The 13,748-nt window shown below is 70.1% G+C and carries 10 protein-coding genes and 2 pseudogenes; 8 read left to right on the top strand and 4 right to left on the bottom strand.

Annotation, left to right across the window (positions count from 1 at the left end; genetic code table 11):
• Window positions 1–175 precede the first annotated feature (175 nt).
• Window positions 176–565: an ATP-binding protein gene (locus AB0447_RS14990; RefSeq protein ID WP_366477051.1), complete on the bottom strand. Its 390-nt coding sequence runs from the start codon at window positions 563–565 to the stop codon at window positions 176–178.
• A 768-nt stretch (window positions 566–1,333) separates the two neighbouring features.
• On the opposite strand from AB0447_RS14990, the gene AB0447_RS14995 reads away from it, so the two are divergent.
• From AB0447_RS14995 to AB0447_RS15005, 3 genes are all read left to right on the top strand, one after another.
• Entirely contained in the window at window positions 1,334–1,672 is a 339-nt protein-coding gene (locus AB0447_RS14995) for a MerR family transcriptional regulator (RefSeq protein ID WP_366477052.1), read from the top strand.
• Window positions 1,673–1,923: 251 nt separating this feature from the next.
• A complete protein-coding gene (locus tag AB0447_RS15000) occupies window positions 1,924–2,127 on the top strand; it encodes a cold-shock protein (RefSeq protein WP_030224583.1) in 204 nt (67 codons plus the stop codon).
• 832 nt (window positions 2,128–2,959) lie between these two features.
• A complete protein-coding gene (locus AB0447_RS15005) occupies window positions 2,960–3,880 on the top strand; it encodes a TIGR03620 family F420-dependent LLM class oxidoreductase (protein ID WP_366477053.1) in 921 nt (306 codons plus the stop codon).
• 94 nt (window positions 3,881–3,974) lie between these two features.
• On the opposite strand, the pseudogene AB0447_RS15010 reads toward AB0447_RS15005, so the two are convergent.
• Both AB0447_RS15010 and AB0447_RS15015 read right to left on the bottom strand, forming a co-directional pair.
• Window positions 3,975–4,280 (bottom strand): annotated as a pseudogene (locus tag AB0447_RS15010) (helicase); the annotation flags it as partial.
• Between the two features lie 22 nt (window positions 4,281–4,302).
• Window positions 4,303–5,228 (bottom strand): IS5 family transposase gene (locus tag AB0447_RS15015; protein WP_366477132.1). Its coding sequence is split into 2 segments (ribosomal slippage): window positions 4,303–4,844 and window positions 4,844–5,228, totalling 927 coding nucleotides; the frame shifts between segments, so codons are not numbered across the junction.
• On the opposite strand from AB0447_RS15015, the gene AB0447_RS15020 reads away from it, so the two are divergent.
• On the top strand, window positions 5,229–5,858 hold the full coding sequence (locus AB0447_RS15020; RefSeq protein WP_366477054.1) for a class I SAM-dependent methyltransferase: 630 nt from the start codon (window positions 5,229–5,231) through the stop codon (window positions 5,856–5,858).
• 1,438 nt (window positions 5,859–7,296) lie between these two features.
• On the opposite strand, the gene AB0447_RS15025 is transcribed toward AB0447_RS15020, so the two are convergent.
• Window positions 7,297–7,938, bottom strand: coding sequence for a TetR/AcrR family transcriptional regulator (locus AB0447_RS15025; RefSeq protein ID WP_366477055.1), 642 nt, complete (start codon window positions 7,936–7,938; stop codon window positions 7,297–7,299).
• A gap of 209 nt (window positions 7,939–8,147) precedes the next feature.
• On the opposite strand from AB0447_RS15025, the gene AB0447_RS15030 reads away from it, so the two are divergent.
• The 4 genes and pseudogenes from AB0447_RS15030 to AB0447_RS15045 all read left to right on the top strand — a co-directional run bounded on the left by AB0447_RS15030 (window position 8,148) and on the right by AB0447_RS15045 (window position 13,563).
• Window positions 8,148–9,341 (top strand): FAD-dependent oxidoreductase, encoded by a 1,194-nt coding sequence (locus tag AB0447_RS15030; RefSeq protein ID WP_366477056.1) that lies wholly within the window; start codon window positions 8,148–8,150, stop codon window positions 9,339–9,341.
• 1,599 nt (window positions 9,342–10,940) lie between these two features.
• A complete protein-coding gene (locus AB0447_RS15035) occupies window positions 10,941–11,084 on the top strand; it encodes a hypothetical protein (RefSeq protein WP_366477057.1) in 144 nt (47 codons plus the stop codon).
• Window positions 11,085–11,420: 336 nt separating this feature from the next.
• Window positions 11,421–12,263 (top strand): patatin-like phospholipase family protein, encoded by an 843-nt coding sequence (locus AB0447_RS15040; RefSeq protein ID WP_366477058.1) that lies wholly within the window; start codon window positions 11,421–11,423, stop codon window positions 12,261–12,263.
• Window positions 12,264–12,358: 95 nt separating this feature from the next.
• Window positions 12,359–13,563 (top strand): annotated as a pseudogene (locus AB0447_RS15045) (FAD-dependent oxidoreductase).
• Window positions 13,564–13,748 lie beyond the last annotated feature (185 nt).

Below are 13,748 nucleotides of genomic sequence, written 5' to 3' on the forward strand. Positions count from 1 at the left end.
CCTTCCGGGTCATCGCGGCCACCTGCGGCGGGAGCCGGTGAAGTGAGCTGCGGGTGGTCGTAAGGCTGCACCCGTAGGGGAGGGCGGCCGACACGCGGTACAGCGGTCATCGGTGTTTGACCTCAGGGGGCGACCGGTCGCCCCGGGGCCGTGCCCCTGGGCCGGCGCGTTGACGCTACCGAGCGAGGAGGGCGCTTACGATCTTGCCGCCGGTCGCCTGGCGGGTCACGGCGGTGGCGCGGGCGAGGCGGTTGACCATGGGCCAGCCGAAGCCTCCGGTGCCGCCGTTCAGGTCGGGGGTGCGCGTGCGCGGGGCCCGCGGACTGCTGTCGTGCACGGCCACTTCGATGCTGTCCGGGTGCGCAGTCAGGTTCAAGGCGCAGGTGCCGCCGCCGTGGCGCAGGGCGTTGGTAACGAGCTCCGATACCACCAGGACCACCGTGTCAGCGGCCTCGGCTGCAATCGCCGGTACGAGATCTTCGAGGAAGTGTCGGGCGCTCTCGCGTGCGCCGGCGAGGGATGTCGAGGAGCGGAGGGATGCGATGGTGACGGTCATCGTGTCCATCAGGTCACCCTGGTCTCGATCGTCGCTGCCCGGCCCTGTCTGCCTGGTGCTTGTGCCCCGGCCTGCGGCGGTTAACCCGGCGAGGACCGCCTTGCGCCCTGCCCGCGTCGCTGTTCGCGGTTGATTACCTCACGACCAAGCACACGAAAATCTATGTCAGCCGAAGCCAGGGTTGTCGATGGGCGGCGACGGGGCTGACGACCGGACCGGGTGGCCCGCAGATATCAGGGGCCGCCGCGAGCACTACCGCAGTAAACGCAGTGGCAGTACCCGTAGTAAGTGCAGTTCGCAGTACCCAGCAGTGAAATCAGTGAGCAGCACCTCGGTGAAGGCGTCGGCTGCGGGCGCGCGCACCGGGAGGTTCGGCAGTGGGGTTCCAAGCCAGAGCAGACGCAGGATGGGCGACGGGGCTGGCTGCCGGAGCGTGGCGCTTGGCCAGGTCACGAGCAGTACAAAGCAGTTCGCAGTACCAGCAGTACGAGTATCCCGTTTGGTAGGTAGTCGATCACCGAGGGAAGAACGGAGGAATTGGGCGCCATCAGGATCGCCCGGGTCGGCAGTACGGCGCCCGGGTACCGCAGGACATCGATAGTGAGGTGGTCTCCGGTCACGCATCCGCGATCCCCGCACCCCCGACAGCATTCAGGTCGGGCCTGCGGACAGAGAAGGCCGGCGCAGTACCAGGGCCGGCAGATGGTGTAGCAGTTCCTTCGGGGCCCTGGTGCCATTGGCACCAGGGCCCCTCCGCTTGCTCCAGAAAGAGGTGCGATGACCGCAGACGACTCGTTCGGCCGACTCGACGATGACGATTACCCCGCCTACACGATGGGCCGGGCCGCCGAGATGCTCGGCACCACCCAGGGCTTCCTCCGCGCCATCGGAGAAGCACACCTGATCACCCCGCTCCGCTCCGCAGGCGGACACCGCCGCTACTCCCGCTACCAGCTGCGCATCGCCGCCCGCGCCCGCGAACTCGTCGACCAGGGCACCCCTATTGAGGCCGCCTGCCGGATCGTCATCCTTGAGGACCAGCTCGAGGAAGCGCAGCGTCTCAACGCCGAATACCGGCGCGCCGCCGAACCGGTGAACCCAACGGTCGCGGCTTGAGCCGGGGCGCGCCCGCCGGTCCTCGGCGGGCTTGCGCGCACTGGTCCAAGGCGTGACGCGCACTCGTTTCCTCTGGTGACAGCCCGTTGTGGGCGTGTAGCGTCTGGGTCAGCTGTCGTGGTTCGGAAGTTCCCCCTTTGCCCACGCTTTCGGCGTGGGCGTTTTGCTGTGCTGTGCCGCAGGAACCAGGGCGATCACCTCCGCCTTCCGCATGGAGTGGGAGGCGTTCCATCGACTGGAAGGCATCAGCTGTGGCTACCGGAACTGTGAAGTGGTTCAACGCGGAGAAGGGCTTCGGCTTCATCGCCCAGGACGGCGGCGGCCCGGACGTCTTCGCCCACTACTCCGCGATCAACTCCTCGGGCTTCCGCGAGCTCCAGGAGGGCCAGACCGTGACGTTCGACGTCACCCAGGGCCAGAAGGGCCCCCAGGCCGAGAACATCAACCCGGCCTGACCTTCACCACCCGCCCGCAGGACCGAGGGGACCGCGATCGACGCGTGCGGGTGCCCGTACCGACCGCAACAGCGGACGCCGGACTTGCCCGGCGACGCCGGCGGGGGTCTGAGGCGTACCGAATCGGGGCTGCGCAGCTGTTGCTGCGCAGCCCCGATCTGTGTCGAGACCGGAGTTCGGCCAACGCGCCCCGCAGTGGGTCGAACGGCAGCAACATACTTGTGCTCGTTACTCCCACCGCATCCCGATCGCGGACAGCTGTGCGTTCCCCGGCGGTGCGGGCGGTAGCGGAGCCGCTGCCCCCGCGACGCCCGCGGGTTCGCTTATTGCGCCTCCTGGCACCGGTGCGGGTGGTGACGGTAGCGCGGGCGGTACCGGCAGCGACGGAGCTCGGGGCGGCAACGGCGGGGAAACCACTGCCGGAAGCGGCGCCGGAGACTCGGGCGCCGCTGAGACGAACGGCAGTCTCGGCCAGCTCGGCCGTCCGGGAGGAAATGGTTATGCCGTGATCACCTGGGAGTAGGTCCCGTCGTTGGGGCTGCGGCGCCACGTCGCGGCCCCAACTGCATTCTCTGTGTAGCTCGACGCCCCCATGGTTCGCCCGACCGGGACCGAACGCACACCAAGATCACTCCTCGGCGAGTCGGCGGATGTGCGACCCGCGTCACAGGAGAAACGATCACTGGGTTGTGCCCAGACAAGAGGGTGCTGGCCGTCAAGGTGGGGTGATCCAGACGCTGACGGTCAGCTTCCAGACAGGGCAGAGCCTTCAGGGTGGCAGGACTCGCCCGCACAGCTACAACGGAGTTACCGCACCCAGGAAGGCTTCGCCATGGATCTCGGAATGATGGGCATCTGGAGCCTGGCGTTCACGCACGGGGACCGTGCAGAGGCGCGGGATGCCGCGGCTGAGTTGGAGGAGCTCGGGTACGGTGCCATCTGGCTTGGCGGCAGCCCGGGTGGCAACCCCCGCGGGGACCTGGTCGCAGCAGCTGAGGTCCTGGCCGCGACCAGCCGGGTCACCGTCGCGACGGGGTGTGTGTCCATCTGGGACAGGACCCCGGACCAGCTCGCTGCCAACTACCACGCACTCCCGCAGCAGCACCGGACCCGGCTCTTGGTGGGACTGGGCGTCAGTCACGCCGAGATCGCCGGCCGGTACCGCGAGCCGTACCACGCACTGCGCTCCTACCTGGACGCGTTGGACGCGGTGGCTCCTCCACTGCCGTCGACCGCGCGAATCATCGGTGCGCACGGGCCGCAGATGACCCGGCTGGCAGCAGCCAGATCCACGGGAGTGCACCCCTATCTCGTCAGCCCAGCCCATACCGTGTGGGCCAGGTCGATGCTGGGTGACGGGCCGCTGCTGGCACTGGAGCAGACCGTCATCCTGCACACCGACGCCGAAGCAGCCCGCGCCCAAGCCAGAGCCATGCTCGCTCCCTACCTCACACTGCGGAACTACCGGTCAGCGTGGCTACGCGGGGGATTCACCGCCGAGGACCTGTCCGATGGCGGCAGTGACCGGCTGATCGATGAGCTGTTCGCATGGGGCAAACCGGACGAGATCGCTGCTCGGCTCACCGATCACCGCCGGGCCGGAGCCGACCACATTGCCGTCCAGGTGGTCACTGACAACCCAGGCACCTTCGCCCGCCAGGCGTGGCGTGACCTCGCCCCAGCACTGCTCTCACCATCAGACGCCCGAGATGCTCATCGAGCGGGCGCTCCCGGCCCTCCAGTTGACCGCTGAACCAAGCGGGGAGTCCGAGCAGCCCCCGGAAAAACGCTGATCCCCTCAACACCCCCGACTTTCGCCCGACACGCGACAGCGAGGCCGGGGCAACGCTGATGTCCACGCACACACCACCTGGTGCGGCGTCCGCACAGATCCCCCGGTCGATCACCTCCGACAGTTTCAGGGTGAAGCACCGACTGCCGAACACCCCTTCGGGGTCGTCGTCCATGCTCGCCGCCAGCCCACCCGCGCGCCCCCTCCAGCTCCTGGTCCTCCGTCCGCGACCTTCCACAACCGGGGCGTGGCGGTCCTGTACAACCGGCGCAGGACGGGATCCGGGAGTTGTCATGGACGACTGCTCACGGCTGCCCGATCCGCCCGGACGTGCGGTGTGCCTCGCCACGGTGATCAGGTCCTAGGGCCTGTCTGACAAATGATCACCCGGCGGGCTCGCGGAGCCACAGGACCAGAGCTGCCACAACGATTCCAGCCCGATAGCGATCGGCGAGCTTGTCGAACCTCATCGCGATCGCACGGAACTGCTTGAGACGGGCGAAGCATCGTTCGACCACGTTGCGGTTGCGGTAGATGTCTTTGTCGAAGGCGGGTGGGCGACCGCCGTGGGTTCCGCGTCGCCGGCGGTTGGCCATCTGGTCGCGGCGTTCGGGGATCGTGGCAACGATGCCCCGGCGCCGCAGCAGGTGGCGTATCGCCCGGCTGGAATACGCTTTGTCGCCCAGCACCCGCGCCGGTGTCGTGCGAGGTCGGCCCGTAACAGCGCGCGGAATGCGGATGCTGTCGAGGACCTGGCCGAAGGCGGTGGCGTCGTTGATGTTGCCGGGTGTGAGCACGATGGACAGCGGGAGGCCACGGCCGTCGACGGCGAGGTGGACCTTGGTGGTCAGCCCGCCCCGGGACCGGCCGAGGGCCTGACGCTCCTGCGAGCGGCCCGGATCTTCCAGTTCGTCCCCGTCTGCGGCCCCTTTTTGCGGGCGCCGGCCGAGTGCTGGTGCGCTCGGTTGATCGTGGAGTCGACGGAGACGGTCCACTCCACCCGGCCCACCGCGTCGTCGCGGACCTGGACGTGTTCCAGCAGCTTCGCCCAGGTCCCGTCCGCTTCCCAGCGGGCGAACCGCTCGTAGACGGTCTGCCAGGGTCCGTACCGCTCGGGCAGATCGCGCCACGGAGCCCCGGTCCGCAGCCGCCACAGCACCCCGTTGACCACCTGCCGGTGATCACGCCACGGACGACCACGCCCATCCACCCGCGGCAACAAGGGCTCTATTCGCTCCCACGCCGCATCCGTCAGCTCACCTCGACCTGCCACAAGATCAATGATCAGACCGGCTATAGAGTCCTGCATGTGGCGAATCATCAGGACGAAACCAGGGCGGCCTACGACGGAGTCGTCGAGCTGTACGCATCGCTGTTCGCAGACCGGCTGGAGACACAACCGTTCGCCCGGGCCATGATCAACACCTTCGCCGAACTGGTGCGCGCGACGGGCAACCTGCGGGCAGCTGACGTCGGGTGCGGGCCCGGGCATCTGACGGCCATGCTGCACGAGCTGGGCCTGGACGCCTTCGGGCTCGATCTCTCCCCCGGCATGGTCGACCACGCCCGGCGGGCCCATCCGGCGCTGCACTTCCAGGAGGCGCGGATGGAGTCTCTGCCGATCGAGGACGGTGTGCTCGGCGGTGTACTGGCCCACTACTCGATGATCCACACCGCTCCGGAGGAACTGCCGGGGCTGCTCGCCGAGCAGGTACGCGTTCTGGCTCCGGGTGGTCTGCTCCTGGTGTCCTTCTTCGGGACCGACGGACCGGAGCCGGTCTGGTTCGACCACAAGGTGGCGCCTGCCTACAGCTGGCCGGCGGACCGCCTCGCCGAACTGCTGGCCGATGCCGGGCTCGTTCCCTTCGCCCGGCTGCTCCACGATCCGGGCTCCGAACGGGGCTTCCTCGACGCCCACCTGCTGGCCCGCCGTTCGTGATCCGGCCCGGCAAGACCCGCCGGACGGTCGGAGCACCTCCGGACTGCCGGCTCGGCGGACGCTCGCTGATCCGACGGGAATTGTCAGACGGGCGCTAGCCGGGGAGGCCGGTCTGGTGCGCGCGCTGAGGGTGCCGAGTCCGAGGGAGGCGTACGTGACAAAGACGGGGAAGCCGCCGAAGGGGCGCACCTGCGCGACCAGCGTCCACGTCCGTGAGACCCGGGAGTGTGGAAGTGGGTGTGACGTGGCATGTTGCCGGATCGTTTCAGCCGATGTGAATGATGGATTCCCCTTTTCCGGTCAAGGCTCCCTCTGTCCGGACCGCACCGGCCTGACCAACCGGTACACACCGCCCCGCGTCGCCGTCTGCGTTCCTTGCCCACAAAACGGGGCGGTGGTGTGATGGGCCGGTCGTTCTACTCGTGCCGTTCCTGCCGCCAGCCGCTCTACGCCACCAGTTCCCTCGCGATTCCGGCTGGCTGGGACTGGGAGATCGACCACCAGCAGCCCGGCGACTGCGCCAACGGGCATTTGATGCCCCTGACCGGCACTGCCACCGCCCCCGAAGACCTACCCAACGCCCCACGCGTTCTGCGTGTCTTCGGCTCCTGAGCCCAGCCGGTGCCCCCTGTGCAGGGAGAGGCATTGCCCCCCGTGGCGGGTCTGCCGGTGACGTGTGCGTTACTGCCCGTCACGGCGGCCGACATGGGGTCGTTGGGCTGGCTATGAACCAGGGAACCGTTCCAGGCAGAGGGGTTTCGTTGGTCAGCGTGGGGGCGGGCGGCGGGCGCGTGTCGGATTCGCCGATCTACGACGCCCCTGAGCAGCAGTGGCTTCAGAAAGGCCGGGAGGTTCCCGGCAGAGAGGGACGCGCGCCGAGAGGCAGGCACCGAGCAGAAGGGGATTCGTTTCACTGGGCTGCCAGGGGAGCGCTGCCAGCGTGACGTGTGCTGCGTGCGCCGGGTGTAGCCGACACGGACTCCGGGGAGCACGGGCATGAACACGTACCACCCTCCAGACGATGGTGGAGAGTTCGACGTCCCTGGCGTCTATCGGGAGGCGTTGCGGGCTCAGATGTCTCCCCCACGGTTCCGCACCCTGGTGGCGGCCGTCCAAGAGACGTGCGGGCGATCGACCGGTTGCGGTCGGGGTCGAGCGGGGTGGGAGTCGCGTTGGCGTGGCCGGCCGGCCCGCGTGGCGCTGGCCTCGTCTGCGAGGCCGGCGGGTGGGGTGGTTCGGCACGGGGTGTCGTACGCCGCTCCGGGGGCGGGGTGCTGGTGCGAGCGGCACGACTGCGGCGGCTTGGTCCCGGTGTCCTGGTGCGAGGAGCACGGGGGCGCGGCTGGCCCGGTGATGGAGTGGCACCCCGGCGGCGGAATCCGCTGTGCCGATCTGGCAAGACGTCGGCGGGGCGAGTCTGCGGAGCGGTGCGCCCCCCTTACGGGCTGTCCGCTTCGTGTTCCCTGATCGCTGCCTCAACCAGGGCACGTGCCGCCCAGGTGATGGCCTCCTCTTCGGCCTGCGGGCCAAGGCCCCGGACGTCGCGCAGGGCGATCTGCGCCTCCCAGCCGACCACGATGGTCAGGGCGGAGATCAGCCGCTGGTACGACTCCTGACTCAGGGTGCCGCGGAGTGGTTCGCAGGCCTGCTCCAGCCATTCGATCCGGCGGGGCCCCCGGCGCGGCCCGGTCGGCTCCTCGGTGCCGCTCACCGGCGGATCGACGGTCAGCCGGATCAGTCGCCGGCCCAGGGGAAGCGACTGCGGTGAGTACTTCAACAGCGTCCTTATGAGGGTGTCCACCCGGCCTGCGGGGTCGTCGGCCAGCGCGGGGTCGTTCAACGCTTCCTCGACTGGGGGCTCGTTGAGCGCGCCGGCGGTCGCGTCGATCAGCAGGTGGTCGAGGCTCGGGAAGTAGACGTAGATCGTGCGACGTGACACATCGGCGGAGGCCGCGATCTCGTCGATGGACGGCGTTGCTCCGCCGGCACTCAGCCGGACCGCCGCGTCAACGATTGCTTTGCGGGTGCGGCGGCGCTGTGCTTCGCGTCCGCCGCGTCGGACTGGATCGTCACTGGTCATCGAAGTCTGTCTCCCGTGTCGGTTTGGGTTGGTGATGTCTTGACGCCCCCGCACCGAATGAGTATATCTTCATGCAGTCACTGCACAGGAGTGCAGTGACTGCATCGATGTGATCTCTGCGGTGTGCAGGTCTCACAGCCTCACCTGTCACAGGGATCAGGTCGTCGGTGTCTTGTGCCCAGAACCCCTTGAAACGATGGAGAGACACCATGAACGAGAACACCGATGTGGTCGTCATCGGCGGCGGATACGCCGGCGTCATGGCCGCGAACCGTTTGACGCAGCGCGGCGACCTGACGGTGACGCTGGTCAACCCGCGTCCGGACTTCGTCCACCGGATCCGCCTGCACCAGCTGGTGGGCGGGTCCGACGCGGCGGTCGTCGCCTACCGGGACGTCCTGGCCGAGGGCGTCCGGCTGGTTGTCGACACCGTGGCACGGGTCGACGCGGACGACCGCCGCCTGGCGCTGAAGTCGGTCGGCACGCTCGGGTACGACTACCTGATCTACGCGGTCGGCAGCGGCAGCGCCGACCCGCGGGTGCCCGGAGCGGCGGAGTTCGCCTACCCGATCGCCACACTGGAGGACGCGCAGCGGCTGCGCCCGGCCCTCGACGCCGCGCAGCAAGGGACCGCGGTGACGGTGGTCGGGGCCGGTCCGACCGGTATAGAGACCGCCGCCGAGCTGGCGGAGGCGGGCCGCGCCGTGACCCTGGTCTGCGGAGGTGTCCTCGGCCCGTACCTCCACGCCCGGGGCCGCCGCTCGGTCGCCGGACGGCTGGCCAAGCTCGGTGTGAGCGTCCTCGACGGCCCCGGCACAAAGGTGACAGCGGTGAGCCGCGACGCCGTACAGCTCGCTGACGGCCGCGAACTGCCGAGCCAGGTGACCATATGGACCGCCGGATTCGGCGTGCCGGACCTGGCCGTGCGCAGCGGGCTCAGCACCGATGCGGTGGGCCGCCTGCTCACGGACGAGACCCTGACCAGCGTGGACGACGAGCGCATCGTCGCGGCCGGGGACTCGGCGGCGCCGTCGGACCTGCCGCTGCGGATGAGCTGCCAGGCCGCGATGCCGATGGGCGCGCGGGCCGCGGACACGGTGCTCAGCCGGATCGCGGGTGAGCGGCCCGAGACGCTCAACCAGTCCTTCGCCGCCCAGTGCATCAGCCTGGGCCGCGGTGACGGCATCTTCCAGTTCGCCAACCGGTCGGACGTCGCGGTGTGGTTCAACATCGACGGCCGCCTGGGCGCGAAGCTCAAGGAAGCCGTGTGCAGCGGCGTCGTCAAGCACCTGGCCGACGAGGCGGGCAAGCCCGGCGGCTACCGCCTGCACCGCATCTCGGGAGGCGCCACCCGCCGGCAACTGCTCCAGGCCAAGCGCACCACGGCAGCGGCCACCCGCTGAACAGGCAGCCGGGCCCAAGCACTTACGTGCGATCCGGCCAGGTCGGGCTGCACCGGATCCGAAGCGGATACCGTGCGACGACGCCCCTATGCGCCCGGCTCGGTGTGCCGTCGAGGACGGCGGCCCGCACCACCGCGGCCCGCTGGGCCGCCCGCTACCGGCAGCTCGGGACCGCCGGAACGAGTGACCGCTCCAGCCCGCCCCCGCCACCAGCCCGCCAGCACCCGGCCGCCTTGGCGCAGGGTGTTGGTCACGAGTTCAGAGACGACCTGGACCACGGTCTCGGCAGCTTCGGTCCCGACGGGCGTACGAGGCTGTCGAGGAAGTCCCCGGCCCTCTCGCGTGCGTCGGCGACGATGCTGTGTGCGATGTTCCGGGTTGGTGTCAGTGGGGTGCTGGTAGTGACGGCAGTCAGATGAGCCTGTTTGTCCTGGTCGTATGACCAGGAGCCCGGTTCGTCACTGACGTGGGGGCGGTGTCCGGGGTGGCTGTCACTGTCATGGGGCGGTACACCTCCAGGGTCCTGGCTGTCATGGGAACGGTGCTTCACCCAGTGCCGGCGGGGGTGGTCGGAGCTGCCGGGCCCGGCCCGGAACCCGATTCGGGCCCGGGTATGGACGACCACGCCGCCTGCCTAGGCCGCTGCCCGCCGCCGTGCACGGATCAGAGGCTGCCACCGCGCCCGTACGAGATCAGCGATCTTCTGCGCGTGACGGGGACGCGGGCGTCCTCGGCTTCCGGATTTGCGGGTCACCCATCGCTGGACTGTCCGCTGGGACACGCTCAGGACGGCGGCGACCTGCCGGGTGGAACCCCGCTCCCACCTCAGCAAGGCCTTCAGCTGATCCGCCGTCGTCGAGGGCACCGGCTGCGTGTACAGGAGCCGCTCCAGCCCGTCGCCTATCTCTCGCACGATCCCACCAGCCCCGTCGACACACCATCCCGAGTTCCCGCCGGTCACAACTTCCACGACCGGACAGCAGAGGAGGACGTAACCGGCATACCGCTGACGTCCGGACCGCCATGCGGTAGAGGCCCCGAACGGCCGGCCGGGCCATCGGTTGGGCGCAGTCGATCCCCAGCTCGGCGAGCGCGTAGACGCAGGACCCGGATCAAGACGGAGGGCTGATGGCGCTCTTTGAAAAGATTCGTCGAGCCCCATCAGCCCCGGGGATGGTGCTGCGACCGCCGGTTGAGCCGATGCTGGCGCAGGCTGCGGAGTCGGTGCCGGGCCCGGCCGCGCTGCGCGCAGGAATGGCCTACGAGCAGAAATTGGACGGGCACAGGGCGCTCGTCTTCACCGCGGCCGGCCCGGGTGGGCGGGTGCTGGTGCAGACCCGTCGCGGGTCGCTGGTGCAGGACCGTTGGCCGGACTTGGTGGCGGCCGCCGAGGAGCAGCTGCCGCACGGCCTGGTCCTCGATTTTTCGGCATGCTTCGGGCGCAGCCCGACCGTCGGGCCGCCTGCTGTGCGATCGGAGTGCGATTCATGGCGCGTTCGGTACGTGAGAACTAGGACGAGGGGCAAGTCGCGGGCCGGCTGCGGGTGCCGTTGGCGGCCGGGCGGTGGGCCGCCGGCTCGGGCCTGGTCCCGGCCACGGATGCGGGCCCCGGGGTTGTGGTCGCGGGCGCTGGTGGAGGCCGCCGACCCGGAGGCGGTCCGGGCCGCGCTGTGGGGCCCGGTAGGGGTCGGCTGGGTGGCGGACCGGCTGACGGAAGCCTTCGGCGTGCCGCTGCCGCGGTGACGGCCGCGGGTGACCGCCTCGGCGGGCGTCCGCTGCTGAAGCTGTTGAACAGCAGGGCCTGTAACTGCTGCTGTCCGGATGCGGCAGCGTCCTGCCCAGGGTGACACCGTTTTCCTGGAGCGGCTGCGCGATGCCGGTCTTCGTGTGCGCGAGCGCCGGGAGGAGTCCGGGGTCGTTCTCGGGTACGCGGTGGCGCTTACCCGCCATGGGGCATGGCGGGATGGGGACGAATCCGAGTGCAGAAGGAAACGGGGACCACTCCCCGCTTCCGTGTTACCGTCTTGCCTGTCAAGAAAACGGGGACTACTCCCCGCTTTGGCTTGAGGGGTGGGGATCATGACGAACACGGCGTTGGTGCTCGGTGGCGGGGGAGCGGTCGGTCTCGCGTGGACGGTCGGGATGCTGGCCGGGCTGGCCGAGGAGGGCCTCGACCTCTCCGGCGCCGACGTGACGATCGGGACCTCCGCCGGCTCCGTGATCGGTGCACGGCTCACCTCCGGCGTCCGCATCGAGGAGATGTACCGCGAAGAACTCGACGGAGCCCCGGAGATCGATGTCACCGTCACGCTGCGTCAGACGGTCCGCTTCCTCTGGGCCGCACTCGGGTCGCGCGATCCGCAGCGATCCGTTCAGCGTCTCGGGCGGGCCGCGCTGGCCTCCCGTACCGTCCCCGAGTCGGACGTCCACCAGGCGGTCGCGGTGCTCCTGGCCGGCGTATCCGACTGGCCCGCCGCGGCGGACCTGAGGGTGACCGCAGTTGACGCCGCCGGCGGAGAACTGGTCGCCTTCGATTCCGCCTCACCCGTCACCCTCCCCGAAGCGGTGGCGGCGAGCTGCGCCGTACCCGTGGTCTGGCCGCCCGTATCGGCGGCCGGACGCCGGTGGATGGACGGAGGCAGTCGTTCGACGGCCAACGTGCATCTCGCCCGCGGTGCTGACCGCGTCGTCGCCATCACTCCGATCCCCGAAGCCGTCGGCCCGCACCCGAGCGCCACCGAGCAGGGGGCGGAACTCGCCGCGGACGGGTCGCTGGTGGCGGTCCTTACCCCCGACCGTGCGGCACGCAAGGTCTTCGGCCGCAACATGCTCGACCAGACCCGCCGGACAGCCGCCGCCCGGGCCGGCCGTATCCAGGCAGCCTCGTGCGCGGACGCCGTCCGCGCGGTATGGGCCGCTTGACGTACCGAACGGTGTCCGCCTCCGACGGGCGGGCCACCCCCATAGCAGTCACCCACGCGGCCTCTTTCGCCGCGACCCCGAAGCGGAGTGTGATCATGAACAGCAGCACGAACGTCGTAGTGATCGGTGGCGGTTACGCGGGCGTCATGGCGGCCAACCGCCTCACCCGGCGCGGCAATGTGAACGTCACCCTCGTCAACCCGCGCTCCTCGTTCGTCCACCGGATCCGGCTGCACCAGCTGGCCAGCGGGACGGGCACCGCGGTCGTCGCGTACGAGGACGTGCTGGCCGACCGCGTACGGCTGGTCGTGGACACCGTCACCCGGGTCGACGCGGCCGACCGCACTCTCGCCCTCGCGGACGGAGCACGCTGGGTTACGACTACCTGGTCTACGCGGTCGGCAGCGGCAGTGCCGACCCGGAGGTTCCCGGAGCCGCGGAGTTCGCCCACCCGCTCGCCACCCTGGAAGAGGCCGCCCGGCTGCGGTCGGTCCTGGAGGCCGCGCCGGCATCGGCCGCGGTGACGGTGGTCGGAGGGGGCGCCAGCGGCATCGAGACCGCCGCCGAACTGGCGGGGGAGGGCCGCGCCGTCACCCTGGTCTGCGGCGGGGCGCTCGGCCCGTACCTACACTCCCGCGGCCGACGCTCGGTCGCCCGGCGGCTCGCGAAGCTCGGGGTGACCGTGCTCGAAGGCTCCGGAACGCAGGTGACGGCCGTGACCCGCGACGCCGTGTCGCTCACCGATGGCCGTGAGGTGCCGAGTGGGGTGACCGTCTGGGCCGCCGGCTTCGTCGTCCCGGACCTGGCCGTGCGCAGCGGGCTGAGCACCGATGCCGAAGGCCGTCTACTCACCGATGAGACGCTGATCAGCGTGGACGACGGCCGGATCGTCGCGGCCGGCGACTCGGCGGCCCCGTCGGGTCTGCCGCTGCGGATGAGCTGCCAGGCCGCGATGCCGATGGGGGCCCGGGCGGCCGACACCGTGCTCAGCCTGATCGGGGACCAACGGCCCGCCGTGCTCAACCAGGTCTTCGGCGCCCAGTGCCTCAGCCTGGGCCGGGGCGACGGCATCTTCCAGTTCGCCGACCGGTACGACACCGCGGTCTGGTTCAAGGCCGACGGCCGCCTCGGCGCGAAGCTGAAGGAAGTCGTCTGCACGAGCGTCGTCAAGCACCTCGCCGAAGAGGCCCACAAGCCGGGAGGCTACAAGCTCCACCTCATGGAGCGCGGCGGCACGCGCCAGCAACTTGTACGGGCCCAAGGCGCCGGCACACAGGTCACCCTGCCGAAGCCCGCCTGACCGGTCGGAGCCCCCGGCGCGGACCGGCGACGCCGCTGCCCCGCGCCGCCCACCGGGCCCACCGGCCCGTCCTCGCCTGCCTTCCGCCCCCGACCAGAGGACCGGCCTCGCGCCATGCCAGGGACAACCCTCGTTCCGTGAAGCGACGCCGGCCAAGCGAACCGGGGGATCACTCCCAGTCCCGC

It is taken from the genome of Streptomyces sp. NPDC051211 (assembly GCF_040689505.1).
GTDB lineage: Bacteria > Actinomycetota > Actinomycetes > Streptomycetales > Streptomycetaceae > Streptomyces.

What these genes read in the sequence shown, in the direction of transcription:
- AB0447_RS15040 (WP_366477058.1), top strand. Translation starts at nt 11,421, where the DNA reads ATGACGAACACGGCGTTGGTGCTCGGTGGCGGGGGAGCGGTCGGTCTC.
- AB0447_RS14995 (WP_366477052.1), top strand. Translation starts at nt 1,334, where the DNA reads ATGACCGCAGACGACTCGTTCGGCCGACTCGACGATGACGATTACCCC.
- AB0447_RS15030 (WP_366477056.1), top strand. Translation starts at nt 8,148, where the DNA reads ATGAACGAGAACACCGATGTGGTCGTCATCGGCGGCGGATACGCCGGC.
- AB0447_RS15005 (WP_366477053.1), top strand. Translation starts at nt 2,960, where the DNA reads ATGGATCTCGGAATGATGGGCATCTGGAGCCTGGCGTTCACGCACGGG.
- AB0447_RS15035 (WP_366477057.1), top strand. Translation starts at nt 10,941, where the DNA reads ATGCGGGCCCCGGGGTTGTGGTCGCGGGCGCTGGTGGAGGCCGCCGAC.
- AB0447_RS14990 (WP_366477051.1), bottom strand. Translation starts at nt 565, where the DNA reads ATGGACACGATGACCGTCACCATCGCATCCCTCCGCTCCTCGACATCC.
- AB0447_RS15025 (WP_366477055.1), bottom strand. Translation starts at nt 7,938, where the DNA reads ATGACCAGTGACGATCCAGTCCGACGCGGCGGACGCGAAGCACAGCGC.